The following is a 24,665-nucleotide window of genomic DNA, read 5'->3' on the forward strand; positions in this document are numbered from 1 at the left end:
TTTTTTTGATTAGTTGTTTTTGGTCAGAGTTAAAAATTGTTCTTCCAGACTTTCTTTTCGTTTGACCAGATGGGAGAGGACAATGCCTTTTTCAAACAATAGTTTGTTCAGTTCTTCGGCATCCATCTCTTCTTTTAAATAGGCGGTGATTGTTCCGTTGAAGCTTTCTATTTTTCCGAAACTGGCGCTTTTTTCTAAAAGGGCTTTTAGTTGGTCCATATCCGCTGTGCGAAGTTCAAAAAAACCATGACTGGCCATCATACTATCCACTGGGCCCGAATATAATTTTTCACCTTTCCGAAGAATGACGACATGGGAACATACTTTTTCAACCTCGTCCAATAAATGGGATGCTAAAAGTATAGTGGTGCCCTGATTCGCAATTTTTTTGATGATTTCCCGAATCTGGTGGATGCCCTGGGGATCTAACCCGTTGGTAGGTTCATCCAGAATTAGGATTTCTGGGTCATTGAGTAGGGCAGAGGCAATGGCCAAACGTTGCTTCATTCCGAGAGAATAGGTCTTGAACTTACTATTTCTTCGGTCCCACAACCCAACCAGTTCCAATTTTTCCTGAATACGCGTCTCTGGAACTTCCTTGATCTTACAGACCAGCTTCAGGTTTTGAATGGCCGTCATGTACGGGTAGAAATTAGGGCGCTCTATAATGGCCCCGACTTTTTTCAGAGCTTCGTGGGTGGATGTATTGCCATCAAACCAGCTAAAATTCCCGGAAGTGCGGTTAACAACATTTAAAATAATGCCCAAAGTAGTTGATTTACCACTCCCATTTGGCCCCAGAATGCCATAAACATTTCCCTTTTCAATGGTAAATGAAAGGTCTTTTACGGCAGTGAGGTATCCAAACTTTTTGGTAAGATGGTTTACGGTCAGTATAGTTTCCAAGATGGAATCGTTTTTTGATTTGTTTATAGTAACTTGACGAGGTATTATGGAATTTGTTACAATAAAGCAAAAATATTGACTGAAGAAGTTAAATGTGGAAATTTTAAAGTCAGAAGTCAGAAGTCAGAAGTCAGAAGTCAGAAGTCAGAAGTCAGAAGTCCTTCTGGTGTCCAGTTTCCATTATCTAGCGTCTTATGTCCAATATCTTGAATCTTGAAGAAAAATGACTGAGGAAAAATTGATGTCCAAGAAAAAACCGGCCTATCCGGTCCAAAAAAAATTGGATGCGTACTTGGAACGATACAACCGAAAAATAGAGATTCCTATTTTTTACGAGGACTTGCTACGTTTTGCCGGGTCGGTGGTTGTTTATGACAATGATGGGGAGGATACGCTTTGGGTGAGGGTGTATTATTCGGACTCTGACCGAAAGGAAATCGACATGAGCTTGAAACAGGTCTATTCCATTTTGCATTCTGATGGAAGTAATCGTATTGTGGAATATCTTAACGTAGATGCCGTTGATTTTTGCACGTTTGGGAACTCCCAACCCTTCCGCATTAAGGTGAGGAACATTTTGAATGACAATTACACCTATTTCTACGTAAAAAAAACCGATGCTTCCCGTATTTATGGTTTAGAGTTGGAGCACATGCTGTCTCCCTATAATCTTAACTTTTTGGTCTATAAGGACACGCTAATTGAAGAGCACATTGCTGGAATCCCCGGGGATATGTTCATCAAGGATGTTTTGCCCAAATGTTCAGAGTCCGAAAAGGCACAATTGGCCAAGGAGTTTGTAAAGTTCAACGAGCGTTGCATGATTCGTTTGTTGGGCGATATGCGCTCGTACAACTACGTGATTGTTCCAGTCCATGATTTTGACCACGTCGTATACCGCATCAGGGCCATAGACTTTGACCAGCAATGCTATGAGGGCAAGTTTAAGGTATATTTACCACAGTTCTTCAAGGAAAATATTAAAATGGTGGAGTTGGTCACCAATAAGCTTCAGGAATATTCGGTGGATCAATATAAGATTGAAGAGCGTTCCATTGTGGCAAAGCGAATCATCAGTTCGGGAAATCGAATAAAACGCTTGATTAATAGCGTTAAGGTTGATGAAATATCGGTCCACGAAAATGTAGAGCGCCTGAAAACGGAACTACAGGAATTCACCCATGACATGGAATTCAAGAAATGCGAGAACATGGGCCAAGTGTTGGCCACGGCCCTCGATTTTGTGAAACGAAATTACGAGGATGTAAGTATGAAACAGATAATTGAAAAGAAGTTTTAATCAATGTTCAATTATCAATGCGTAATGAACAATGACATTTCTTAGTGGCCAAAGTTGTCGACTAGTACAATTGTGTATTGCCCATTGATAATTGAGCTAGCTCTTCTGTTCCTTGTTGAAATAGACCAAATAATAGTACATCTGCCGTTCCTCGTCCCAACCTTTTTCCACAAATTTTTGCGCAGAGTCAGGGTTGATGAAATCCAATTTTATCTGGATATTGGTATCAAGGTTGATGACATTCTTGATTTTCTTTCGGGCATCGGAAACCGCCTTATTCGCAATATCAAAATTTGAAACGTCCTCAATGCTATATTTGGGCCCTTTTTCAACCTTGTAGTGTTTAAACTCGGGAATCAATTCTGGGTTTTCCATGACCTCATTTAAAAAAGAGGTTTCTTCAAAATTGTCATTTTTGGCAAAGTGGTTCACCGCCCGGTTCATAAAGAGGACTTCTTGTTGCTTGTCCTCAGCTGGGAGCACCACGTCCTTGGCAAAATTTTGACAGAACTTTAGGTAGTTTTTGGTATAAAAGTTCTCATCGGTTAATGGGATCAACCCTAAAAAATTCTCTAACCAATACTTGGCATCGTAGCGATTGCTGTCCACCGACAACACTTTGTAGCCCTCCTCTTTTTGAGTATTGAAAACGATGCAACCTTTATCCAATTTATTGATGTTGATCCCTTGTCGAATCAAAATCTCCAAATTTTGTTCTTTTTCCTTGAACTGAAGAAAATCGTGTTTCAACTCGCTCTTAAAAATCCCAACGGCATCCAATTTTTGGTTATCCATGACCATATCCGAAAAATGCACTACGTACACCTCGCCGCTCTTAATGTGCGGGTGGTTGGATTGTTCAAAGAGGTGAGTGGTTATTTTTTTGGAAATCTCATGTGTCGTTGAGTTGTCTAAAAAAATCTCCGAAACGGCATTGTAGATTTCATTGAATTCCAAATCCACATCATTGTAAAACTTATAATAATTCTCTTCCTTCTCTCTAAAAGGCTTAAAAAAATATTCCTTTAGCAATCCGGCCATTTCATCATTTAATGTAAAAGGCTCCGCGGATATAAATGCTGCTTCGTTCTTGCTCTTGTTGCCTACACGGTGAAGTGAAATCCGTTCTATTTGGGCGTTGTATAAATTCAGCATAAGGGTGAAGGTTTTAAGGTGAAAGGTGAAGGGTTTTGGGTAATGGATAAAAGGTAAATGGTTATGGGTAAAGGGTTTTTAATTCCAGTTTTCATCAAAATCCATGTCGTCATAACTGTCTAGATAATCATCATCAAATTCGGTAGACGGCTTGGATTCGAAGTTTTTCTCCGGCGGAGAATCAGGCAATTCACCAAAGCTGAACAGCACATTGGGATAGGGTCGCCCATCCTCTTTTTCAACAATATCGGCCAATTCCACAAAAAAGGTCCACATGCTGAAAAAATCATACACATATATCATTTTGGGATTGTCTTCGGTCAATACATCATCCAAAATGGTTTCGTTCATTAATCGGATATCAGAACCATTGTCGCTCATATCAAACAACGCAATTTCTTCATCTTGGTTCCATTCTTCGTCGCACGTATAGAAGGACGCCATCTCAGAACCTTCAAAGCCAAAGGCTTGGGTTATGGCATTATGAAATTCTTCCAAGGTACTGTTATCCTCAATTTCAACATCCCTAAAGATATCTTCCTCAGCATCAAGAATAATCCTGATTTTGTAAATCATCCATCAAATTTTAGAGTGGGCACAAATTTACGACAATTCAATCTTATTTGGAGAATCGATGAAGGGTAAACGTCATAGCGGCCAACAAGAAAAATGCGCCAATTTGGTGGGCTACACCCAACCATAGTGGAACGGCGTAAATTATGGTCAATACACCCAATACAAATTGGAGAAATACCAAAAAAACCAAGGATTGCAATCCTTTTTCCTGTAGGGGAGTCCGCTGAATTTTTCGTGATCGTACCCAAATTAGAGCGATGAAACCTACGACGATATAGGCCATATACCTATGAACGAACTGTACACCACTTTTTCCCTCAAAAAAGTTTTTAATGACTGGCTGTTGTTCAATATACACCGTTTCGTGAATCAATTTTCCCTCGCTCATCAGTGGCCAGTGGTTATGGATAAAGCCGGCATCCAGCCCAGCGACAAAAGCACCCCAGATAGTTTGGAGTAGCAGAAGCGCATAGGTAATGCGAATCAAGTTTCGAATAGGCTTCTTAATTTCTTTTTGGGTTGGATAGATAAGGTCTAGCGCAACCCAAAGACTATACGCAAACGTGATAAATGCAGTGGTTAAATGCGCCGCCAACCGAAAGTGGGATACATCTGGGCGGTCTACCAGTCCACTTTTTACCATGTACCAGCCCAAAAAGCCTTGAAATCCGCCTAAAAAAAGCAGCACCAAACATTTTTTGATGGTAGGCCTGTCCAATTTTTTGGTAAAAAGAAAGTAGAGGAAGGGCAGGATAAAGACAATTCCAATAAATCGACCAATGACCCGGTGCAACCATTCCCAGAAATAAATCTCTTTAAAATCCTCTAAGTCAAAATGGGAATTGAGTTTTTGATATTCGGGATATTGCTTATAGAGTTCAAAGGCCTCTTCCCAGGCTTGTTCGTTCATGGGAGGCAAGGTGCCCTGAATCAGTTTATAATCTGATATGGAGAGTCCCGAATGCGTGAGTCGCGTGATACCGCCCACCAAAACCATGATAAAAATGAGCACACAGCCGGTCAATAACCAGTACACCACATATTTGTTCTTTTTCATTCTGAATGGACTTTTAGGTTCAGTTGTTTGCCTTTTTCCAACATAAATTGATAAGCGGCTTCATAGTCGTTTGGAATTTCACCTTCCAGAATAGCTTCCTTGATGGCATCTTTAATGATTCCGATTTCCTTGGAAGGCTGAAGATTGAAGGTCTGCATGATTTCCTCACCAGAAACCGGGGGTTGAAAATTTCGGATATGGTCACGTTCTTCAACCTCCACTATTTTTTGACGTACCAACTGAAAGTTATTCTTGTATTTTCGCTGTTTCCTTGGATTTTTGGTAGTGATGTCGGCCTCGCATAAGGTCATAAGGTCATCGACATAATCCCCGGCATCAAAGACCAATCGCCGTACCGCGGAATCGGTGACATGTTCTTCAGCCAAAATGATGGGTCGGGAACTCATCAAAACCATTTTCTGAACGAACTTCATCTTGTCATTCAGTGGCATCCGCATGCGTTTAAAAAGTTTGTATACCATTTTTGATCCCACGAACTCATGTCCGTGAAAGGTCCAACCGATTTTTTTATGGAATTTTTTTGTTGGTGCCTTTCCGATATCGTGTAACAATGCCGCCCAGCGCAACCAAAGGTTGTCGGTTGTCTCGGAAATATTGTCCACAACTTCTAAGGTATGCCAAAAATTGTCCTTGTGGCGTTGGCCTTCAATCTCCTCAATGCCTTGTAGGGCAGTCAATTCGGGAAGAATAAGGGGCAACAACCCAGTTTGGTGCATGAGTTTGAAACCCAAGGAAGGTTTTGGACTCATCAATATTTTATGGAGTTCATCCACAATACGCTCCTTGGAAATAATTTTTATACGGTCTTTGTTTTCGGTAATGGCTTGGAGCGACTTCAGTTCTATTGTAAAATGCAGTTGCGTAGCAAAACGGATGGCACGCATCATCCGCAGCGGGTCATCTGAATAGGTGATGCCGGGTTCCAAAGGCGTACGTATGATTTTCTTGTCCAAATCATCCAAACCACCGAATGGGTCCAAAAGTTGTCCGAAATTGGCGCTGTTCAGAGCCAATGCCATGGCATTGATGGTGAAATCACGCCGGTTTTGGTCGTCTTCCAGCGTACCGTCCTCCACAACAGGTTTTCGGCTATCACGATGGTAGCTTTCCTTTCGAGCACCCACAAATTCAAGTTCCAGACCTTGATGCTTGATCATGGCCGTTCCAAAATTCTTGAAGATCGAAACTTCGGGTTTGCCTTTTAGTTTGGAAGCTACTTTTTTGGCCAATTGAATGCCACTGCCCACGGCTACCACATCAATATCTTTCGGGGTTCCTCTTTTTAAGAAATAGTCGCGAACAAATCCACCAATCACATAGACATCTACCCCCAATTCATCGGCGGTTTGGCCAATGAGCTGAAAAATAGGGTCTTGAATGGCATTTTTGTGGAATTCCTCCGTCATTTATTCCCGAATTACCTTCACCTGTCCGTCATTACTCAATTTAATGATGGAAGATGGGGAAGGGTCTTGTTTTTCATCCTGCAAATTTACCACATAGTCCACTCCTTTTAAAATTTCGGGACTGATATCCTTGAACCTTTTTGGGGTCGGTTCTCCTGAAATGTTCGCTGATGTGGATACAATGGGTTTTCCAAATTTGTTGATGAGGTACTGGCAGAATTTGTCCGATGCCACCCGAATGGCCAGCGTATTGTCTTCAGCAATTAGATTTTGGGCCACGTCCTTAGGTGCATCAAAAACAATGGTGGTGGGTTTGGTGGCTAAATCCATGATGTCGTAAGCCACTTCCGGCACTTCTTTTACGTGGCGTTCCAACATGGCTTGGTGCGCTACCAAACAGATGAGTGCTTTGGTATCCTCTCGTTTTTTTAAGGCGTACACTTTTTTAACGGCCTCTGGATTGGTAGCGTCACAGCCAATACCCCAAACCGTATCAGTAGGGTAGAGGATTAGGTTTCCGGCCTTTAATTCTTTAATGCAATTGTTGATTTCTTCGGTCAAGGGCTAAAATTTAAGTTTAAAATAATCGGTCAGGGCCTGCCACTGGGTTCTATTTTTGTCTCCTTCAATATTGGATTTTTTCAACGAGACCTTTTGCGATCCCCAAATAGGAATTGGTTCTTTTGTGTGGTATTTGGATTTTATAGATAGTGTTCCTTTTAATAAACCCATAGCTTTAAACCATAGGTCGTCTGCTTTTGGAGTTAATTTTAGAAAAAGTTCTTGGTCCAAAACTCTATTATCCAACACATTTGGTGGGTAAAGGGTTCCTCCAGCGCCTATGGGAAGCACGGTATGGGGGTTGGGACATGAATTGGTTCCAGAGCTCCAGTCTTTGTAGGGAAGCAATTTGTTTTTAGCATCATAGCTGATACATCGGGTTTGATTTCCGATGATACAATTAGGGGTGTCTAAATGGGCCCTGTACAAATTTGACAGCCAATTTTTGCGATATATCATATCGTCGTCACAGGTAATGATTACCATGTTGGGGAATATTTGAAGAGGCTCCACCAGTTTTCTGTGTGAACTGGAATAGCTGGTAAACTTGATGGAAAACCTATCTCCTGTCAATTCAGAGAGTTTTTTGGGAATACGTTTCTCTAAATCCTGATGGAGCCATAGGATTATTTTTTCGGGCAGCACAGTTTGGTCGAGGATGCTTCGTATGGTAATATGAACGATTCTTAGCCGAGATGGAATGGAGGCCAAAGAGACGATAACAGGGATGACTTCTTTTCCCATCCCCATTTTTTTGTGTGATTGCCAAGTAAGTCGCGTTTGATTGAATAGTGAAACCGGAATTTCTTTGACCTTCATTGTAGAATTTTGGATAAGCTAAAATAAGGATATGCGATAACATTTAATATTTCTATTTTTGCCAAGATGAACCAGAACGAACGGGAAACACCCAAGATATCTGTAATTGTTAGCACCTACAATGCCGAGGAATGGTTGAAGAAGGTGCTATGGGGATTTAATTGTCAGATATTCAGGGATTTTGAGGTTGTGGTCGCAGACGATGGGTCTGGCCCCAAGACCAAGGAGCTGTTGGAGAAAATGTCCAAAGAGGTGTTTTACCCTATAGTTCACGTTTGGCAGGAAGATGACGGTTTTCAAAAATCAAGAATTCTCAATAAGGCTGTGGAAGCCTGTAATGCGGAGTACATTATCATGACCGATGGGGATTGTATTCCCCGGGAGGATTTTGTTGAAGTACACTATATCAATAAGGAACAGGGCTATTTTATTTCTGGGGGATACTACATGCTCCCTATGAACATTTCCAAATTGATTACCTTGGAAGATATTGAAAAGCAGAATTGCTTTAACATCCATTGGCTCAAGGAAAAAGGGGTTCCAAAGACCTTTAAGAACAACAAACTTACCGCCAGTGGGTTTATATCCAAGCTTTTAAACACATTTACCCCTACCAATGCCAGTTGGAACGGTCATAATTCCTCGGGCTGGAAAAAGGACATTTTAAATGTAAACGGTTTTGATGAGCGGATGCAGTATGGCGGTCAGGATCGGGAGTTGGGTGAACGTTTGTTCAATTTTGGAATTAAATCAAAACAATTGCGTTATAGCGCTGTTTGTGTGCATTTAGACCACAAAAGAGGATACAAAACCCCAGAATCCATTGCAAAGAATCAGGCTATCAGAAAGGAGACTAGGTCCGGTAAAGTGGTCTGGACCCACTATGGCATTACCAAATAATAAGCAAGCTCATTTTTCTTTTCCAAGCGCTTTAGCTCTCTGTATCGTTCCAAAACGCCCAAGGCATTCAAATAACAAATGGTAACTCCTTTTTTGCCATCTAAAATGCCAAGTCTTAAAATATAGTGGTTGAAAAATTTCCACAAAGGCTTTATCAACATCAATACGTAATTAAAATGCTTTTCCTTGTAGAAATCTTCTTTGGCCTTGAGTTGGCCATATCGGAGCATTTTACCCTTATAATCCTCGTAGTTTTTGTAGCAATAATGGGTAAGCTTTTCTTTAAGAATACAAGATTTGCCATCCACTTCCAAAGTTTCATGAACAATCTTCCTGTCTGTAAAGTGTGCTTTACTTTTCCTGAAAAGTCGGTGGTTCTTATCTGTTTGCCAACCACTAAAATTCAAGGTGCTATTTTTGAACATGAATTTGCGGTAGAACCAATAGGCTTCGCAGGCATTTGGATTGTTGATAGTCTCCACAATTTCCATTTGCAGCGCTTTGCTCACCACCTCATCAGCATCCAAAAATAGAATCCAATCGTTTGAAGCTTGCTTTAAAGTGAAGGACTTTTGAGCCGTAAAATTCTCAAAAGGATTTTGAATCACTTTTACCTTGGGATGATTCATTAAATACTCATAAGTGCCATCCGTGCTATAGGAATCAACAACGATGATCTCATCTGCAAATGAAACAGAATCTATACATTTTTCAATGTAACCCATTTCATTGTAGGTGATAATGAGTGCTGATATTTTTTGCTTTGGGGTGCTCAATCCAGCCATAATTTATTGGGTACGCGGTTTGGTTTTACAAAACTATAACAAAAAAACAGGGCAAAAATTGTTTAGCCGCTTATTTTTCTTACAACAATCAAAAATGTCAAATCCCTACTTTTTTCATGTTAAAATTGAAAAAATAAAGGACGTTGTTACACTGAATAGAGTAGTATGATTAAGATTGGTTGCTTTTTTTGATGAAAAAAATAGACCAAAAACCAGTAAATGCGAATGGATTTTAAAAAGACTATTGGTAAACTTCTAAACAATAGGCTTATACGGCAACATCATGTTCCCTTAAAGCATTGTTTAAAGAAGTTTTCTTGTCCGTACTTTCCTTGCGTTTTCCAATGATTAAAGCACAGGGCACTTGATATTCCCCTGCGGCGAACTTTTTGGTATAGCTTCCAGGAATGACCACAGACCTGGCCGGAACTCTACCTTTTAATTCTACCGGCTTATCTCCGGTGACATCAATGATTTTGGTAGAGGCCGTCAAGACCACGTTGGCACCCAAAACGGCTTCTTTCTCCACTCGTACACCTTCAACCACAATACAACGTGAACCAATGAAGGCATTATCTTCTATAATGACTGGTGCGGCTTGCAAGGGCTCTAGAACACCACCTATACCAACACCTCCGCTCAAGTGGACATTTTTACCAATTTGGGCACAACTACCTACGGTAGCCCAGGTGTCCACCATGGAACCCTCGTCCACATAAGCGCCAATATTCACATAGCTGGGCATAAGAATGGTTCCTTTGGAAATATAGGCGCCATGCCGGGCAACGGCATGTGGAACCACACGAACCCCTTTCTCTTGATACCCTTTTTTCAACGGAATTTTATCGTGATACTCAAAAATGCCAGCTTCCAATACTTCCATTTTCTGTATGGGGAAATACAGCACCACGCCCTTTTTCACCCACTCATTGATTTGCCATCCATCTGCAGTGGGTTCTGCGCAACGCAATTCGCCCCTATCAATTAAATCAATTACTTCTCTTATGGCTGTTTGCGTCTTTTCTTCTTTTAACAATTCCCTGTTGTCCCAGGCTTTTTCAATAAGTCCCCGTAAATCTGTCATTTTACTTAAAATTTGGACAAAGATAGTCCCCTTGTCAGAATAATGGGGCTTATTTTAAGGGCATAACATTTTTAAGGTTATTTTTGCCAAAAATTTTGGTTTGGCTAGAATCTTGGCGTTGGATTATGGAAAGGTAAGAACTGGAATTGCGGTTACTGATGAACTTCAATTGATTGCTTCTGGATTGACCACGGTTGAAACCAAGAACTTGATTCCCTTTCTTGTAGATTATTTTGAAAAGGAACCCGTGGAACGAATTGTGGTGGGGTTACCCAAACAAATGGACAATACACCCTCGGAATCAGAAGCATTGATTCAACCTTTTTTAAAAAAACTGGCTGGGAGGTTTCCCAAAATACCTGTGGAGCGCCAAGACGAAAGGTTTACCTCCAAAATGGCATTCCAGTCCATGTTAGACAGTGGAGTGAAAAAGAAAAAACGCCGAGATAAAAGCTTAGTAGATGAAATAAGTGCCACGCTCATTTTGCAGGCATATCTTAACAGAATGTAGTTTATGATTTTACCCATTATTGCATACGGGGACCCCGTTTTACGAAAAATGGCAAAGGATATTACTTCAGAATATCCAAAATTGGACGAATTGATCACCAATATGTGGGAGACCATGTACAATGCCCATGGAGTGGGATTGGCCGCCCCCCAGGTGGGATTACCCATTCGTTTGTTTTTGGTGGATACTACTCCTTTTTCCGATGATGAGGAATTGAGTAAGGAGGACCAAGAAGCCTTAAAAGGTTTCAAAAAGGTTTTCATCAATGCTAAAATTGAAGAGGAAGTAGGGACTGCATGGGATTTTAACGAAGGTTGTTTGAGTATTCCGGATATTCGTGAGGATGTGAAAAGAAAACCCGAAATCACTATTAGCTACTTGGATGAGAATTTTAATCCTCATACCGAAACCTATGATGGCTTATTGGCAAGGGTCATTCAACATGAATATGACCACATTCAAGGTGTTTTGTTCACAGATAAGCTATCTTCTTTAAAAAAACGCTTATTGAAGAGCAGGCTGGAGAAAATTTCAAAAGGGAAAATCGCAGTGGACTACAAAATGCGGTTCCCCAATATCAAAAAAGGACGTTAAAAAAACTGGCGTTTCCGAGAATACTATATTTTTGCGCGCAGAAATCGTTCATACTTAATAGTGCAAGTGGCTAGAGATGTCACATCGAGCGCAGTCGAGATGTTTTGTCAGTCTTTCGACTGCGCTCAAGAAGACAAAACAAGCTTACTGATACGATTAGAATATAACAAGCATAAAATTATTTTGAATGGCATTGGACAAAATTTTATCAATTGGCGGTAAGCCCGGACTTTACAAATTATTGACCCAGACAAGAAGTGGTTTTGTTGGGGAATCCCTTTTGGACGGAAAACGAGTTACCGTTGGGATAAGAAGTAATGTCAGTGTCCTTTCTGAAATAGCCATCTACACTTTGGAGGAAGAAGTGCCCCTTCGTGAAGTTTTCCAAAAGATAAAGGAAAAAGAGGACGGCAAAAAAACCAGCATCAGCCACAAGGCGGAAAAAATTGAATTGGAGGAATATTTCTTCGAAATTCTGCCCAACTATGATGAGGACCGTGTGTATGGCAGCGATATTAAGAAAATCATCCAATGGTACAACATCCTCATCGATAACAATATTTCAGACTTTGTTACAGAAGAGGATGCTGAGGAAGAAACTACTTCCGTGGCCTCTGCAGAAGAAGAATAATTATTCTTCCTTCCAGTCTACCAAAGGACTTGGATAATAGTTTATTTCCATTTGATTTAAGTACGGAACCTGTTGGGCCAAGCGCTGCTTGTAATCGTCCCAATTGCAATGCTCAGCTGGGGACCAACCCAATTCTGCAATTCCGATGACGCGTGGAAATGCCAAATATTCCAGTTCGGCACTGTTGCTGATGGTCTCTGACCACAAAGGAGCCTCAACGCCTAAGATGCTTTCTCGCGGCAAACCTTCCACATAGGTTTCAGGGTTCCAATTATAGGCCACATCAACTGGGATAAACCCTGCCCATGTGAGTCCATATTCAGAAATGGAATCGTATTTCATATCCACATAAGTCCGCTCGGATGGGGAAAGAATCACTTTCAATCCATTTTCAGCGGCTTTTATGGCACTATGCGATTCGTTCCAAAGTTGTGCAATGGAGGAGGGGTCCAGTTTGGCTTGGGCAATCTCGTTCCATCCAATCATTTTTTTACCATGCTTTTGGACAAGCTCTTCCACTTTTTCTACGAAATAGATGTAATCGCTCTTTTTGGTGGCATGGGTTTCGTCTCCACCTGCATGAAAGTAAGGACCAGGTGTAATGGCTGTGATTTCACCAATAACATCATCCAAAAAGCTATAGACAGTGTCCTTTCTCGCGTCAAAAGTGCTAAAGCCAACCCGAGTTCCCGTGTAAGGTTTTAGTGGTTTCCCATTTCCATTGAGAAACGGATAGCTCAGGGAAGCGGCATTGCTGTGACCCGGCATATCAATTTCAGGAATCAGGGTCATGTGCCTATCTGCAGCATATTGGACTAATTCCTTATACTCATCTTGGGTATAAAATCCTCCTTCACCACCGCCAACTTCGGTTTTGGCACCAACCTCAGTGAGCTTGGGCCACGATTTTATCTCAATGCGCCATCCTTGGTCGTCAGATAAGTGCAAATGAATACTGTTGTACTTGTAGTAGGCCAGAATATCGATGTACTTTTTCACCTCCTCAACAGTAAAAAAATGACGAGCTACATCCAGCATAGCACCACGATATTCAAATTTTGGAGCATCCATAATTTTACCGGTAGGAATTAACCACAGCGGATGGTCCGTAAGTGTATCATTACTTTTTTCCGGGATAAGCTGTCGCAACGTTTGGATACCACGGAACGCTCCGGCAGCGGTTTTGGCATTGACAAAAATGGTGTCCTTTTGCACATACAATTGATAGGACTCTGGAGTTTCCAAATCCGTACTATCTGATTGATTGATATAGATCAACCGTTCCAATTTCTCGGAATCCGAAGCATTTACTGCAAGGTCCAACCCTAGTTTCCCTTTTATTTTTTCCGAAAGAAATTGTCCCACTTTCTCAAACGCAGGGTCCTGTGTTGTGGTGTAAATTACTGTATTGGAGTCCAATCCGAAGGCACTGTGGGTGGCCACGGTTTTTACGGGTTTTGGAATCAGCGGAACCGTTGCTAGGTCCGTTTTGGGGAATAGGATTTCTTTTTTTTCGGGTTGGCAAGCCGCTATGCAAACAATAACGGAAAGGAGCAGTAAGGTTCTTCTGATCACAGTTTTCTTGATTAGTTAATTGACATGGTTTTTCAATACCTCGTACCAGATATCGTAGCCTTTGGTATTCATATGTAGGCCATCTTCAATGAAAATGTCCTGTTTTACTTTTCGTTTGTCGAGCATGGGGTACCACACATCAATAAAATCAACCCCATCGGTTTTTTTTGCAAGTCGACTCAGTTTTCGGTTTAACCGTCTGTACTTTCCTCTTAATTTCCATCTAGAAATGCTGGGTTTAGGCGAAATCAGCACAATCTCCATTCCCTGTTTTTTTTGTTGAAGAACACTCAATATGCGCTCCGAAGTATCCACAATGGTTCTTAGTCTCACCTTGGCACTGACGTCATTGTCCCCTTCATATATAAAGACTTTGATTGGGTTGTAGTTGAGGATTAATTCATCCAAATACAATTCTAGGTCCGAGAATTGAGAACCACCGAATCCAGTATTTAATATCTGTTGGTCAGGAAATCTTTCCTGTAAATCTTTCCACATTCGAATACTGGAACTGCCTGTGAACACCAATGTGGGCTTTGACGCATCCCAAACGGAATCGTTCTTTTTTTGGATTTCCAAGACCTCGTCATCAAAACGATTGGGAGCTTGGGTAATTCCGAAATAAGGTAGAAATAAGAGTAGTATGAGTAGTTTTTTCATGCCGACGTGTTTTTTGTGATAGGGATTAATAGTCACTGACCAAATCTTGTGTTTTGCTCCAGTCATAAAAACGCTCTATCCACGAATCGGACGGTAACCCTTGCTTTCGCATTCCAAACCCATGTCCGCCCTTGCTGTACATGTGCAGGGCCACCGTTTTTCCAGCTTCAAGCCATGAAGAATACAGGGCAATGGTTCCCGGTGCCAATCCCAAAGGATCATCCGAAGCACAGACCAAGAACATGGGTGGTGCATCTTCCTTGGGTTTTTCCAAAGGAACCACACTGGACCAATAGTACACAGGCACCAAAAAATTGGGTTTACTTTCCTCGGTATAGTTGTAGCCCACACCAACCGTTACAGCTCCGCCTGCTGAGAACCCCATAAATCCTATTTTATTCGGATTGATTCCATAGGTATCTGCATTTTCACGGACATGTTTTACGGCGTTGAGTCCATCTTTTATGGAATAGGGAAGCACCGTGGTAACCCGTTCCATAAATTTTTCGGGTTCTTTGGAAGCATCGTTCTCGATTTCTGCCACTGCATCTTGTCCAGTGGGTACCAACCGATATTTCAAAACAAAAGCGGTGATGCCTTTTTCGTTCAACCATTTGGCCACGTCATTGCCCTCACTGTTGATGCTTAGGGCAAACAATCCACCCCCAGGCGCTACAATTACGGAAGTTCCGGTATTGATTTCATCTTTGGGTCGAAAAACCTGCATGGTGGGTTCCGATACATTGGTGACGACTTGGGTATTCCAGATGTTCGAAAAGTATTCGTTTTCTGCGGTTTCCCAAGTTACGGGAGGTGTTTCAGTGTTGGGCAGTTTTATAATTTCCTGTGCATTCAAGAAAAACCCACAACATACTAATGTTAAGAATAAAAGTGTCTTCATGTTATTGGTGTTTCTTCAAATGTACAATTTTCACCACCGCACTATTGTTAATGCCGCTACCCTTACTTTGTTATTTTCTATGATTCACAGTCTTTATAACTATGGATAAAAAATCAACCTATGCTATTTACGGTCTTTGTACTTTTAAATAAAATTTTATAGATGAACGCTAGATCTGAGCAGCTGAAGGCAGTGGAACGACTTCTAAACATCATGGACGAATTGCGGGAACAATGCCCCTGGGATAAAAAGCAGACCATGCAAACACTTCGCCATTTAACCATTGAGGAAACCTATGAACTCGGTGATGCCATTCTGGACAATGATTTGGAGGAAGTAAAAAAGGAATTGGGTGATTTGCTTTTACATATCGTTTTTTACGCCAAGATTGGTTCGGAAACCCAAGATTTTGATATTGCGGATGTTGCCAACGGAATTTGCGAGAAATTGATCAACCGACACCCACATATTTATGGCGATGTAAAGGTGCAGGATGAGAACGAAGTCAAACAAAACTGGGAGAACATCAAGCTAAAAGAAGGCAAGAAAAGTGTTTTGGAAGGGGTGCCCAACAGCTTGCCCGCTTTGGTCAAGGCCAACCGAATCCAAGAAAAAGTGGCCGGCGTGGGGTTCGATTGGGAACACCCCGAGCAGGTCTTTGAAAAATTAAAGGAAGAGTTGGGCGAGTTGCAGGTGGAGGTGGAATCCAACAATGCTGATAAAATTGAATCGGAGTTTGGTGACGTGCTCTTTTCCATGGTGAACTATGCCCGGTTTTTGAATATAAACCCCGAAAATGCTTTGGAACGCACCAATAAAAAATTCATCAAACGCTTTCAATATTTGGAGGGGAAAGCCAAAGAATCTGGCAAAACCCTAAAAGAAATGACCTTGGCCGAAATGGATGTTTTTTGGGAAGAGGCCAAACAACTATGATGTAAAGCGTATAAATCTTTATACCAAAGGGTAGAAAATCGGGTGAAATTTTGGTATTGAACTGATTGGTTTGGCTATGGTCTCGTTGCGTGAAAATCCGCAAGGATTTTCCGCTGTAAACCGAAGATAGCAAATTTGCGAGGACTTTCCGAGAGAAAAGTCAGAAGCAATGAACTATGGCCGGTGTTGTGTACAGTATTTTTATTCCGCAATTTTATAATATTCCGTTTCTTTTCCGTCTCTTCGCACAAAGACAAGAGTTGTCGTATTTAACACTTTAATTTTTGAAGTTCCAATTCTATTTCCGTTGCTCCAGTCCATTTCAAATCCAGATTTAGTTTCAAAAATCTCTAATTTTTGGTCAATTTCTTTGGTTTCTATTAAATCGTTTTTCTCGTTAAACTTATACCTCCAAAATTTTCCAATTCCATTATTAAATTCAAACTTTAACTGTTCATTTTTGTCTGGACTTTTCATTTTCCAATATCCATTTATTTCTTTTCCGACTTCCTCAACAGATTTGCAACATTCCAATTGTTGCCCGAGTAAGGGCAGAGGTAAAATAGTTAATATTAAAATCAGTATTTTTTTCATTTTAGTGTTTCGTGGATATTGTACACAACGTTAAAAGATATGATTCGTTTTTAATACTTCGACTGCGCTCAGTACAAAGTGAATTATATCGACCGATAAGTGAAGTTAGGATTTTTAAACCAAAAATTCCAGATGGAATTGATGATTACACCTTTACGATTGACCAATGGCAAAAGCTTTTTAGGTGACCATATCTTGTTTTTATAAGGTTAACCCGTTCAGAAAGAAATCAAAAAAACACATTTTAAATCTTGCCAATCCAGCTATCTTTGTGCTCTTTAAGTTACCGTAGTGTTCCAACAATATACCAGAGAATTCGCATACAACCTTAGGCTGGCCTATCCCGTAATTTTGGGGATGTTGGGGCATACGTTTGTAGCCTTCGCAGACAATATTATGGTAGGGCAATTGGGCACCGCGGAATTGGCGGCGGTTTCTTTGGGCAATAGCTTTGTATTTATTGCCATGTCCTTGGGGATTGGCTTTTCCACAGCAATTACCCCTCTGGTGGCCGAGGCGGATGGCGCAGGCAAGCCCGGTGATGGCAAAAATGCCCTAAAACATGGACTGGTACTTTGCACCCTATTGGGCGTTTCCCTTTTTATCATCATATTGTTGTGCAAACCTTTGTTGCAACACATGGAACAACCTCCCGAAGTGGTGGAATTGGCCATCCCTTATTTGGAACTGGTCGCTTTTTCCTTGGTGCCGCTGATCATATTTCAGGCTTTTAAACAGTTTTCTGAGGGCTTGTCCCAGACCAAATACCCCATGTACGCCACCATTTTGGCCAATGTGGTCAATATAACCCTTAATTACCTGCTCATTTTTGGTTCCTTCGGGTTTCCAAAGTTGGGTATTGTCGGCGCGGCCATTGGGACTTTGGCTTCACGCTTTATCATGGTGGGGTACATTTGGTTTTTGTTGAAACGCAAAGAGAAATTTAAGACCTACGTAACCAACTTCAATTTTAAGGTGATTGAAAAAAAAGTCATGCATAAAATCATCAATTTAGGGTTTCCTTCAGCCATGCAGATGTTTTTTGAAGTGGCCATTTTTACCGCGGCCATTTGGTTGAGCGGGGTACTCGGGAAGAATGCCCAGGCCGCGAACCAAATTGCCTTAAACCTGAGCAGTATGACCTTTATGGTGGGCATGGGCCTCAGTGTTGCAGCCATGGTTAGGGTTGGGAATCAGAAAGGATTGCAAAATTTTAGGGAACTTCGGCGGATTGCAGAGTCCATCTTCTTTTTGACATTCATTTTGGAAGTGGCCTTCGCCATACTCTTCCTTTTGGGCAGACATTGGTTCCCCACCATTTATTTGGATGTGGATGACATCGCCAACCAGGCAGACAATACCGAGGTGATCATCATTGCGTCCAAATTGCTACTGGTCGCTGCGTTTTTTCAAATCTCCGATGGATTGCAGGTGGTGGTCCTAGGGGCATTGCGAGGGTTGCAAGATGTTAAAATACCCACTTTTATCACTTTTGTAGCCTATTGGTTGATTGGCTTCCCAGTATGTTACTACCTCGGATTGCATACCAGCTTTTCAAGTACGGGAATTTGGATAGGATTGTTACTGGGGTTGACAGCATCGGCGGTATTGTTGTATCTTCGATTCCACTATTTGACCAAGAAACTCATCAAAACTGAACATGACTCCCAACTAATGGGACCCAATGCATAATTTATGGAACTACCCAAATTTCTTTTGGCCGATAATACGGATTTTCCCGACGCCATTTTCATTGTCCATACCGAATACCCCCGATTTATTATCAATCTGGAAAATGATGAGGTGGAGTGGATGGAAGAGTTCTCCAAAGAAGATGAAGCGGACTTAATGGACGAAACCGAGAGTTTGATTGAAGCTGCAACGGCATTTTATGATAGAGAGGTTTCAAGATATGATGCGTAATGCTTGAGCAACTCCTACAGCACGATAAAGACCTCTTTTTATTCCTAAACGGACTCGGCACCCCATCGTGGGATGGTTTTTGGATGTTCATGACCAATACCAAAAGTTCGTTTCCGCTATATGTACTGTTGCTGTATCTCTCCATTAAATTTTACGGTTGGAAACGTACTGGGATTATTTTGGTTTCAGTCGCCTTATTGATTACGTGTACGGATCAACTTTCCAACTTTTTTAAATACGGACTTGGGCGGTTACGCCCTTGCCACGACCCAGAGGTCAGTGGTGTGATGCGTTTGGTGAAAAGCTATTGTGGGGGACAGTACGGTTATTTTTCGGCACATGCTGCCAATTCATTCGGCCCTGCCGTCTTTTTTTCGATTTTATTTCGTGGAAAGGTTAAGTTTATTGGAATTGCCCTACTACTTTGGGCCTGCGTGGTAGCGTATAGCCGGATTTACATTGGGGTTCATTATCCGTTGGATGTGCTGACGGGCGCCCTAGTGGGCGCTTTGTTTGGATGGTTGTTTGCCAAGTTGGCTATATTTGCATTCCAAAAATTGGGTACATGATCTCTACGGCCAGATACTGGTTTTTACTCGCCCTTATTGTTCTGGTGTACATCGCTGGAATGTTCGTGACCCTTTTTGAAAACGATTCTGCTCAATTTGCGGTCATGGCCATGCGTATGGTCCAAGAGAATGATTGGTTCACCTTGATCAAGGGAACAGAAGAGTATCTGGATAAACCCCACATGCATTATTGGCTGGCTGCGCTTTCTTATAAAATTTTTGGTATTCACGATTGGGCCTACCGAATTCCCGGTATTTTGGCCACCTTGTTGGGGGCTTACAGCTGTTTTGGTCTCGGAAAATTGCTCTACAACAAGGATGTTGGTCGTTTTGCCTCGTTAATTTTTATGACAGCACAGACGATTGTGCTCGCCAATATCGATGTCCGAACCGATGCTGTTTTAACCGGATTTGCCATTTTCGCCATTTGGCAATTGGCGGCTTATGTTGAAAAAAATTCATTGAAACATCTTGTTTTGGGGGCATTTGGAGCGGGAATGGCCTTTTCCACCAAAGGACAGATTGCCTTAGTGGTCATTGGGGTTTCATTGCTCTGCCATCTGGCCTACACCCAAAAATGGAAACGGTTGCTCAGTTGGAAGGTTCTTATTGCTCTGTTGGTCTTTGGAATCACCATTGCGCCCATGTTGTATGCCTATTATCTTCAGTTTGATTTACATCCGGAGAAGGTAATTCGAGGTAAAGACCACCGAAGCGGGATCTTCTTTATTTTTTGGGAACAAAGTTTTGAACGGATGAGCGGCGAAGGGGTAGGAAAGAACAGTAGCGACTTCTTTTTCTTTTTCCACACCTTTTTATGGGTCTTTCTACCATGGACCGTTCTGGCATTGATCGCTTACTGGACCCGATTGAGGACTTTTTGGAAGCAGAAATTTGCATACAATCAAAAAATGGAATTTTTGACTTTGGGAGGTATCACCATTCTGTTTGGACTGATAAGCTTCGCTCAGTTTAAGTTACCCCATTACATGAATATTCTTATTCCGTTGTATGCCATTCTTTCAGCGTCCTATCTCTTCCATTTACAAGAAAAGGATAAGCGGAGAGTGGCCAGGGTAATTTTGGTTTTCCAGTATTTTATATTGAGTCTGGTCTTCGTTTTTACCGCTTTAGTGTGTTTTTACGTTTTCAAATTCAAATATTACCACGGCTATTTTGTGTTGGTTGCCATACTTGGAGTAATAACCTATTTCTGTTTGAAACGGGAAGCGCTGTATCTGCGGATTATAACCATATCCGTTTGCAGTTCGTTGTTATTGAACGGGCTTTTGAACACCCATTTTTATCCACGATTGCTACAATACCAAGGCGGCTCCACCATGGCTGAAAAAGTAGTAGAACATCAGATTCCAGTAGATAAAATCTTTAAAATTTCGGAGCGGCATACATGGGCCTTGGACTTTTATAACCAAAAACCCATAGAAATTCTCCCTGTTTCCGATTTGGAGAATCAGAGTGGCATCTGGATTTATGCTACCGATCAAGAATTAGAACAACTTGTCAACAATGGGTACCACTGGCACGAACAAATCACCGTGGATCAATTTAGAATCACCCGATTACAGATCAAGTTCTTAAACCCCAATACCCGTCAAAAGAAATTGGAACAAGTACACTTGGTACAACTGGATTAGATGGTTTCCAGTCTAGGTTTTCTGAAATGATAGACAATCCCCATAAGAGAAATTAAAGCCGTAATCAAGAAAAAGGTAAAACTTATGCCGATGGAGGTGCTGGCATCCAACCCCAGCCATTTTGCACCATATAAGAAGGTCACTTCCCTGCTTCCAATACCACCAATGGTCAGTGGAACCACGGAAACAATTGAGGAAATTAAAAACACAAAGAGGTATTCAATGACGTCTAAAGTTATGGAAAGGGACTGCAGAATAAAGAGAACGCATATCAATTGTGCCAATTGCACCAATGCTGAATACCCAACGGATTTCCAAAAAATGGGAAGGGTATAGGAAAAGAACTTCCAGTTCATCCACCAGAAAACAATGAGGCTAAGCGGAATAGCCAAAAGAACTAACCCCAAAAGTCCATTGAAAAATGGATTAGTTGAAATCAGTGCCAAAACACAGGCGTAAAGAAAAAGCAGTAACATCCCACTTAAACGGTCCAAAAGCAATACGGAAACTACCTTTTTGGTGCCTGTCTGGTATTCTTTTTGGATGACGTATCCTTTGTACGCATCGCCGCCAATCCCTCCCGGTAGAAAAAGGTTGTAGAACATCCCCTGCAAATACAACTTTAGATTGCTTATTTGGGTGATTTTCGCCCCAATTTGATGAAAATACAGGTTCAGGCGGAGTGCGGCCAAGCCTTTGGAAAGTACAAAGAAAACTAGGGCCAGAATCAGATAAAGGGGGTCGCTTTTCCGCAACGTCTGTAAAACGTCTTGTAGATCTATTTTGGTGAAGATAAAGTAGATCAGAGCTGCACTGATGATGAATTTTAGCGCTGTGATGAGCCTTTTACGCATCTTTTCCGTCTCCTACAGTAATTTTTTTGATGCGATAAGGCCTTTTCTGCTGAGATTCGTAGTAGGTTCGGATAAGCAGTTCCATTACAATACCAATAGTGAACAGTTGAATACCCCCCAAAATGAACATCATCCCAAAAATAAGTAAGGGTCGACTTCCGATGTCCTCGCCAAAACCAAGCTTCACAATCAACAGATAAATGTTGATGAAGATGCCAAGAATAATCAAAAGCACCCCAAAAATCCCAAATAGGTGAATGGGTCGCTGGAAATACTTTCGGATAAAGAGCAGCAACATCATATCGGCCACTACCTTAAAGACCCGCTCCAGACCATATTTGGAAACCCCGGCATGGCGGGCATGGTGTTTTACGGGCACCTGTTTGATTTGTCCACCTTCCAAGTAAGCCAAAAGTGTAATGAAACGGTGCATTTCGCCATAAAGATTCAAACCCTTGGCAATATCCTTAGTGAAAACCTTGAGGGCGCAACCATTGTCCTTAATGTCCAACTTGGTCACTCTTCGCACCAAGAAATTGGCAATTTTGGACGGTATTTTTTTGACCAAGGAATCCTTTCTCTTCTGACGGATACCTGTGACCACATCATATTCTCCGCTTACGGCGTATTGTAGCATTTGAGGAATATCCGAAGGATCATTTTGCAAATCGCCGTCCATGGTGATGATATATTCCCCCTCGGCATAATCAAGTCCAGCGGCAAGTGCCAAACTTTGGCCGTAGTTCTTTTTCAATTCAATCAAATGGACTTTGTCATCATCCATTTTCTTGACCCGCTGACGTGTTTTATCCGTAGAAAAGTCGTCCACATATACAATTTGATAGTTGTACCCATCAAGACTTTCATGAATCTTTTGGGTCAACAGGACCACGTTGTCCTCTTCATTGTACAAAGGAACCACTATGGATAGGAGGGAATCGGTAACAGTGCTCATTCGGATATTGATCTGTGCAAATTTATTGCTTTTATTTAAAGTTCCTTGGTGATTTTGTCTAAGAGGAGTTTAGCGGCATAAAAAGGGGAGATTTCATTTTTTTCGATAGCGGAGAGCATCTTAGCCTGTTCCTTTTTGAAGGACTCCTTTTGGTGGAAAAACTGCTTTAAATGTTCATCAACCGTCTGAAGGAACCAGTTTTTGTTTTGGGTCTTTCGGTTTTGTTCAAAATGGCCATTTTCTTTGTTTTGAGTGACGAATTGTTTTACCAACTCCCAAATTTCCTTAATTCCAGTATTCTCAGTGGCTGAACAGCGCATCACTTTAGGAACCCACCCATTTTTTTTGGGCGGATAAAGATGTAGCGCTCTTGAAAATTCAGTTTCGGCCAGCTTGGCCCGTTCCAGATTGGAACCATCAGCCTTATTGATAGCGATAGCATCGGCCATTTCCATAATGCCCCGTTTAATGCCTTGAAGTTCATCCCCTGCACCGGAAAGTTTCAGTAATAAAAAGAAATCCACCATACTATGCACGGCAATTTCGCTCTGGCCCACGCCCACGGTTTCCACCAAAATCACATCATAGCCCGCTGCTTCACATAGCATAATACTCTCCCGTGTCTTTTGGGCCACACCACCCAAAGAATTCCCCGAAGGGGAAGGCCGAATAAACGCATTGGAATCTTTGGAAAGGGTCTGCATGCGGGTTTTATCACCCAAAATACTGCCCTTGCTCAAGGAACTGGTAGGGTCCACCGCTAAAACCGCCACCTTTTTACCCATGGAAGTCAATGTGGTGCCCAAGGTTTCAATAAAGGAACTTTTTCCCACCCCAGGGACCCCGGTAATTCCCAATCGAATACTGTTGTTGGGTACGGATAGGCATTTTTCAATTACAGCATTGGCCTTTTCATAATGTTCGACTTTGGTACTTTCCAATAGGGTAATCGCCTTGGCCAACAGGGCTTTGTCATTGTTAAAAATGCCTTCGGTAAGGGCTTCAACGGAAATTTCCTGTTTACGAAGTGCCTTTATTTTGGAAACAGTATCAGGTGGTGTCGTTTTTTTGGTTGCCAAGGGTAACGGTCATCGGATTAACCACTAAGGTATAAAGTTTTTGTGGGTTATGGTATAGGAGGATTCAAGCAGTCTTGTCCTGTTTTTTCATTTCACAAAAATTTAATAGCAGATTTGGTGGTGTTCCAGAATCAAAATGGTATTTTACATCTTAGGTATGGTTGATTTTGGTCAACCGGTACATTTTGAACCTTATAAACATTAGATGATGAAGACAATTTTTGAAGCAAAAGCCACAAATACAGGAGGAAGGGCAGGACATGTGCAAAGTGAGGACGGTGTTCTCGATTTTGATATCAGCATGCCCAATTCCAAAGGAAAACCCGACCCAAAATCCACAAATCCGGAAGAACTTTTTGCTGCTGCCTATTCCACTTGCTTTGCGGGTGCGTTGGAGGTTGTGGCCAAGGAACATGGAGTGGATGACCTTGGGGATTTTAACGTAACAGCGACGATAGCGTTTAATAAGGAAGAAGAAGGGTTTTTCTTAGAGGCCACGTTGGACACGTATTTACCCACAGTAGATAAAAAAATGGGTGAAAAAATAATCAATGCTGCGCACGAAATATGTCCGTATAGCAAGGCTACTCGGGATAATATTACGGTGCATTTAAATTTGTTGATGGACGAATAAATTCAGCTAACACCTTGAAAAATA

At 41.6% G+C, this 24,665-nt stretch carries 27 protein-coding genes; 11 read left to right on the forward strand and 16 right to left on the reverse strand.

Annotated elements, in window-relative coordinates:
• Window positions 1-9: 9 nt before the first annotated feature.
• On the reverse strand, window positions 10-906 hold the full coding sequence (locus AB1A65_RS08385) for an ABC transporter ATP-binding protein (RefSeq protein WP_366587747.1): 897 nt from the start codon (window positions 904-906) through the stop codon (window positions 10-12).
• Window positions 907-1,129: 223 nt separating this feature from the next.
• On the opposite strand from AB1A65_RS08385, the gene AB1A65_RS08390 reads away from it, so the two are divergent.
• Window positions 1,130-2,206, forward strand: a complete 1,077-nt coding sequence (locus tag AB1A65_RS08390; RefSeq protein ID WP_366587749.1) for a hypothetical protein — start codon at window positions 1,130-1,132, stop codon at window positions 2,204-2,206.
• 96 nt (window positions 2,207-2,302) lie between these two features.
• Here the strand turns inward: AB1A65_RS08390 and AB1A65_RS08395 are convergent, their stop codons facing one another.
• The 6 genes from AB1A65_RS08395 to AB1A65_RS08420 form a co-directional block, all read right to left on the reverse strand.
• On the reverse strand, window positions 2,303-3,361 hold the full coding sequence (locus AB1A65_RS08395; protein ID WP_366587751.1) for a nucleoid-associated protein: 1,059 nt from the start codon (window positions 3,359-3,361) through the stop codon (window positions 2,303-2,305).
• A gap of 78 nt (window positions 3,362-3,439) precedes the next feature.
• Window positions 3,440-3,937 (reverse strand): hypothetical protein, encoded by a 498-nt coding sequence (locus AB1A65_RS08400; protein ID WP_366587753.1) that lies wholly within the window; start codon window positions 3,935-3,937, stop codon window positions 3,440-3,442.
• Between the two features lie 43 nt (window positions 3,938-3,980).
• Entirely contained in the window at window positions 3,981-4,994 is a 1,014-nt protein-coding gene (locus AB1A65_RS08405) for a COX15/CtaA family protein (protein WP_366587756.1), read from the reverse strand.
• Window positions 4,991-6,421 carry an HD domain-containing protein gene (locus AB1A65_RS08410; RefSeq protein WP_366587758.1) on the reverse strand — a complete coding sequence of 477 codons (1,431 nt, stop codon included), beginning with the start codon at window positions 6,419-6,421 and terminating at the stop codon, window positions 4,991-4,993. Before AB1A65_RS08410 ends, AB1A65_RS08405 begins: the two co-directional genes overlap by 4 nt.
• Window positions 6,422-6,982: an L-threonylcarbamoyladenylate synthase gene (locus AB1A65_RS08415; RefSeq protein ID WP_366587760.1), complete on the reverse strand. Its 561-nt coding sequence runs from the start codon at window positions 6,980-6,982 to the stop codon at window positions 6,422-6,424.
• Between the two features lie 3 nt (window positions 6,983-6,985).
• Entirely contained in the window at window positions 6,986-7,801 is an 816-nt protein-coding gene (locus AB1A65_RS08420; RefSeq protein WP_366587763.1) for a zinc-binding alcohol dehydrogenase, read from the reverse strand.
• Between the two features lie 66 nt (window positions 7,802-7,867).
• Between AB1A65_RS08420 and AB1A65_RS08425 the strand changes: the two genes are divergently transcribed.
• Entirely contained in the window at window positions 7,868-8,701 is an 834-nt protein-coding gene (locus tag AB1A65_RS08425) for a glycosyltransferase family 2 protein (protein ID WP_366587765.1), read from the forward strand.
• Here the strand turns inward: AB1A65_RS08425 and AB1A65_RS08430 are convergent.
• Together AB1A65_RS08430 and AB1A65_RS08435 are read right to left on the reverse strand one after the other, a co-directional pair.
• The gene (locus AB1A65_RS08430; RefSeq protein ID WP_366587767.1) at window positions 8,683-9,486 is read right to left on the reverse strand and encodes a glycosyltransferase family 2 protein; all 804 of its coding nucleotides are present in this window, start codon (window positions 9,484-9,486) and stop codon (window positions 8,683-8,685) included. The genes AB1A65_RS08425 and AB1A65_RS08430 overlap by 19 nt on opposite strands.
• 268 nt (window positions 9,487-9,754) lie before the next feature.
• Entirely contained in the window at window positions 9,755-10,570 is an 816-nt protein-coding gene (locus AB1A65_RS08435) for a 2,3,4,5-tetrahydropyridine-2,6-dicarboxylate N-succinyltransferase (RefSeq protein ID WP_366587769.1), read from the reverse strand.
• A 100-nt stretch (window positions 10,571-10,670) separates the two neighbouring features.
• On the opposite strand from AB1A65_RS08435, the gene ruvX reads away from it, so the two are divergent.
• The 3 genes from ruvX to AB1A65_RS08450 all read left to right on the forward strand — a co-directional run bounded on the left by ruvX (window position 10,671) and on the right by AB1A65_RS08450 (window position 12,306).
• Window positions 10,671-11,081, forward strand: a complete 411-nt coding sequence (gene ruvX, locus AB1A65_RS08440; RefSeq protein WP_366587771.1) for a Holliday junction resolvase RuvX — start codon at window positions 10,671-10,673, stop codon at window positions 11,079-11,081.
• Between the two features lie 3 nt (window positions 11,082-11,084).
• A complete protein-coding gene (gene def / locus AB1A65_RS08445) occupies window positions 11,085-11,675 on the forward strand; it encodes a peptide deformylase (RefSeq protein WP_366587775.1) in 591 nt (196 codons plus the stop codon).
• Between the two features lie 187 nt (window positions 11,676-11,862).
• The gene (locus AB1A65_RS08450; protein WP_366587778.1) at window positions 11,863-12,306 is read left to right on the forward strand and encodes a DUF5606 domain-containing protein; all 444 of its coding nucleotides are present in this window, start codon (window positions 11,863-11,865) and stop codon (window positions 12,304-12,306) included.
• Here AB1A65_RS08450 and AB1A65_RS08455 read toward each other — a convergent pair whose 3' ends face one another.
• From AB1A65_RS08455 to AB1A65_RS08465, 3 genes are read right to left on the reverse strand one after another with little or no spacing between them, the layout of a single operon-like run.
• A complete protein-coding gene (locus AB1A65_RS08455) occupies window positions 12,307-13,881 on the reverse strand; it encodes a family 20 glycosylhydrolase (protein WP_366587781.1) in 1,575 nt (524 codons plus the stop codon).
• 15 nt (window positions 13,882-13,896) lie between these two features.
• Window positions 13,897-14,541, reverse strand: a complete 645-nt coding sequence (locus AB1A65_RS08460) for a GDSL-type esterase/lipase family protein (protein ID WP_366587783.1) — start codon at window positions 14,539-14,541, stop codon at window positions 13,897-13,899.
• Window positions 14,542-14,566: 25 nt separating this feature from the next.
• Complete coding sequence (locus tag AB1A65_RS08465; protein ID WP_366587785.1) at window positions 14,567-15,442, reverse strand: alpha/beta hydrolase; 876 nt, start codon at window positions 15,440-15,442, stop codon at window positions 14,567-14,569.
• 162 nt (window positions 15,443-15,604) lie between these two features.
• Between AB1A65_RS08465 and mazG the strand changes: the two genes are divergently transcribed.
• Window positions 15,605-16,378, forward strand: a complete 774-nt coding sequence (gene mazG / locus AB1A65_RS08470) for a nucleoside triphosphate pyrophosphohydrolase (RefSeq protein ID WP_366587788.1) — start codon at window positions 15,605-15,607, stop codon at window positions 16,376-16,378.
• A 201-nt stretch (window positions 16,379-16,579) separates the two neighbouring features.
• Here the strand turns inward: mazG and AB1A65_RS08475 are convergent, their stop codons facing one another.
• Window positions 16,580-16,972: a hypothetical protein gene (locus AB1A65_RS08475; RefSeq protein WP_366587791.1), complete on the reverse strand. Its 393-nt coding sequence runs from the start codon at window positions 16,970-16,972 to the stop codon at window positions 16,580-16,582.
• A gap of 291 nt (window positions 16,973-17,263) precedes the next feature.
• Between AB1A65_RS08475 and AB1A65_RS08480 the strand changes: the two genes are divergently transcribed.
• The 4 genes from AB1A65_RS08480 to AB1A65_RS08495 are packed head-to-tail and all read left to right on the forward strand — an operon-like array spanning window position 17,264 to window position 21,119.
• A complete protein-coding gene (locus AB1A65_RS08480; RefSeq protein ID WP_366587794.1) occupies window positions 17,264-18,664 on the forward strand; it encodes an MATE family efflux transporter in 1,401 nt (466 codons plus the stop codon).
• A gap of 3 nt (window positions 18,665-18,667) precedes the next feature.
• Window positions 18,668-18,895 (forward strand): hypothetical protein, encoded by a 228-nt coding sequence (locus AB1A65_RS08485; protein ID WP_366587797.1) that lies wholly within the window; start codon window positions 18,668-18,670, stop codon window positions 18,893-18,895.
• Window positions 18,895-19,464: a phosphatase PAP2 family protein gene (locus AB1A65_RS08490; protein WP_366587799.1), complete on the forward strand. Its 570-nt coding sequence runs from the start codon at window positions 18,895-18,897 to the stop codon at window positions 19,462-19,464. Before AB1A65_RS08485 ends, AB1A65_RS08490 begins: the two co-directional genes overlap by 1 nt.
• On the forward strand, window positions 19,461-21,119 hold the full coding sequence (locus tag AB1A65_RS08495) for a glycosyltransferase family 39 protein (RefSeq protein ID WP_366587801.1): 1,659 nt from the start codon (window positions 19,461-19,463) through the stop codon (window positions 21,117-21,119). Before AB1A65_RS08490 ends, AB1A65_RS08495 begins: the two co-directional genes overlap by 4 nt.
• Here the strand turns inward: AB1A65_RS08495 and AB1A65_RS08500 are convergent.
• The 3 genes from AB1A65_RS08500 to meaB are packed head-to-tail and all read right to left on the reverse strand — an operon-like array spanning window position 21,116 to window position 24,007.
• A complete protein-coding gene (locus tag AB1A65_RS08500; RefSeq protein WP_366587802.1) occupies window positions 21,116-21,973 on the reverse strand; it encodes a lysylphosphatidylglycerol synthase transmembrane domain-containing protein in 858 nt (285 codons plus the stop codon). The two genes, AB1A65_RS08495 and AB1A65_RS08500, sit on opposite strands and share 4 nt — an antisense overlap.
• A complete protein-coding gene (locus AB1A65_RS08505; RefSeq protein ID WP_366587804.1) occupies window positions 21,966-22,928 on the reverse strand; it encodes a glycosyltransferase family 2 protein in 963 nt (320 codons plus the stop codon). The genes AB1A65_RS08500 and AB1A65_RS08505 overlap by 8 nt, the downstream gene beginning before the upstream one ends.
• A gap of 35 nt (window positions 22,929-22,963) precedes the next feature.
• Window positions 22,964-24,007 carry a methylmalonyl Co-A mutase-associated GTPase MeaB gene (meaB, locus tag AB1A65_RS08510; RefSeq protein ID WP_366587806.1) on the reverse strand — a complete coding sequence of 348 codons (1,044 nt, stop codon included), beginning with the start codon at window positions 24,005-24,007 and terminating at the stop codon, window positions 22,964-22,966.
• Between the two features lie 208 nt (window positions 24,008-24,215).
• On the opposite strand from meaB, the gene AB1A65_RS08515 reads away from it, so the two are divergent.
• The gene (locus tag AB1A65_RS08515) at window positions 24,216-24,641 is read left to right on the forward strand and encodes an Ohr family peroxiredoxin (RefSeq protein WP_366588072.1); all 426 of its coding nucleotides are present in this window, start codon (window positions 24,216-24,218) and stop codon (window positions 24,639-24,641) included.
• Window positions 24,642-24,665 lie beyond the last annotated feature (24 nt).

The organism is Allomuricauda sp. ANG21 (assembly GCF_040705235.1).
Taxonomy (GTDB): domain Bacteria; phylum Bacteroidota; class Bacteroidia; order Flavobacteriales; family Flavobacteriaceae; genus Flagellimonas; species Flagellimonas marina.

What these genes read in the sequence shown, in the direction of transcription:
- AB1A65_RS08430 (WP_366587767.1), bottom strand. Translation starts at nt 9,486, where the DNA reads ATGGCTGGATTGAGCACCCCAAAGCAAAAAATATCAGCACTCATTATC.
- AB1A65_RS08395 (WP_366587751.1), bottom strand. Translation starts at nt 3,361, where the DNA reads ATGCTGAATTTATACAACGCCCAAATAGAACGGATTTCACTTCACCGT.
- AB1A65_RS08420 (WP_366587763.1), bottom strand. Translation starts at nt 7,801, where the DNA reads ATGAAGGTCAAAGAAATTCCGGTTTCACTATTCAATCAAACGCGACTT.
- AB1A65_RS08400 (WP_366587753.1), bottom strand. Translation starts at nt 3,937, where the DNA reads ATGATTTACAAAATCAGGATTATTCTTGATGCTGAGGAAGATATCTTT.
- def (WP_366587775.1), top strand. Translation starts at nt 11,085, where the DNA reads ATGATTTTACCCATTATTGCATACGGGGACCCCGTTTTACGAAAAATG.
- AB1A65_RS08475 (WP_366587791.1), bottom strand. Translation starts at nt 16,972, where the DNA reads ATGAAAAAAATACTGATTTTAATATTAACTATTTTACCTCTGCCCTTA.
- AB1A65_RS08450 (WP_366587778.1), top strand. Translation starts at nt 11,863, where the DNA reads ATGGCATTGGACAAAATTTTATCAATTGGCGGTAAGCCCGGACTTTAC.
- AB1A65_RS08390 (WP_366587749.1), top strand. Translation starts at nt 1,130, where the DNA reads ATGACTGAGGAAAAATTGATGTCCAAGAAAAAACCGGCCTATCCGGTC.
- AB1A65_RS08460 (WP_366587783.1), bottom strand. Translation starts at nt 14,541, where the DNA reads ATGAAAAAACTACTCATACTACTCTTATTTCTACCTTATTTCGGAATT.
- AB1A65_RS08500 (WP_366587802.1), bottom strand. Translation starts at nt 21,973, where the DNA reads ATGCGTAAAAGGCTCATCACAGCGCTAAAATTCATCATCAGTGCAGCT.
- AB1A65_RS08505 (WP_366587804.1), bottom strand. Translation starts at nt 22,928, where the DNA reads ATGAGCACTGTTACCGATTCCCTCCTATCCATAGTGGTTCCTTTGTAC.
- mazG (WP_366587788.1), top strand. Translation starts at nt 15,605, where the DNA reads ATGAACGCTAGATCTGAGCAGCTGAAGGCAGTGGAACGACTTCTAAAC.
- AB1A65_RS08465 (WP_366587785.1), bottom strand. Translation starts at nt 15,442, where the DNA reads ATGAAGACACTTTTATTCTTAACATTAGTATGTTGTGGGTTTTTCTTG.
- AB1A65_RS08425 (WP_366587765.1), top strand. Translation starts at nt 7,868, where the DNA reads ATGAACCAGAACGAACGGGAAACACCCAAGATATCTGTAATTGTTAGC.
- AB1A65_RS08485 (WP_366587797.1), top strand. Translation starts at nt 18,668, where the DNA reads ATGGAACTACCCAAATTTCTTTTGGCCGATAATACGGATTTTCCCGAC.
- AB1A65_RS08405 (WP_366587756.1), bottom strand. Translation starts at nt 4,994, where the DNA reads ATGAAAAAGAACAAATATGTGGTGTACTGGTTATTGACCGGCTGTGTG.
- AB1A65_RS08435 (WP_366587769.1), bottom strand. Translation starts at nt 10,570, where the DNA reads ATGACAGATTTACGGGGACTTATTGAAAAAGCCTGGGACAACAGGGAA.
- AB1A65_RS08495 (WP_366587801.1), top strand. Translation starts at nt 19,461, where the DNA reads ATGATCTCTACGGCCAGATACTGGTTTTTACTCGCCCTTATTGTTCTG.
- AB1A65_RS08515 (WP_366588072.1), top strand. Translation starts at nt 24,216, where the DNA reads ATGAAGACAATTTTTGAAGCAAAAGCCACAAATACAGGAGGAAGGGCA.
- AB1A65_RS08490 (WP_366587799.1), top strand. Translation starts at nt 18,895, where the DNA reads ATGCTTGAGCAACTCCTACAGCACGATAAAGACCTCTTTTTATTCCTA.
- AB1A65_RS08410 (WP_366587758.1), bottom strand. Translation starts at nt 6,421, where the DNA reads ATGACGGAGGAATTCCACAAAAATGCCATTCAAGACCCTATTTTTCAG.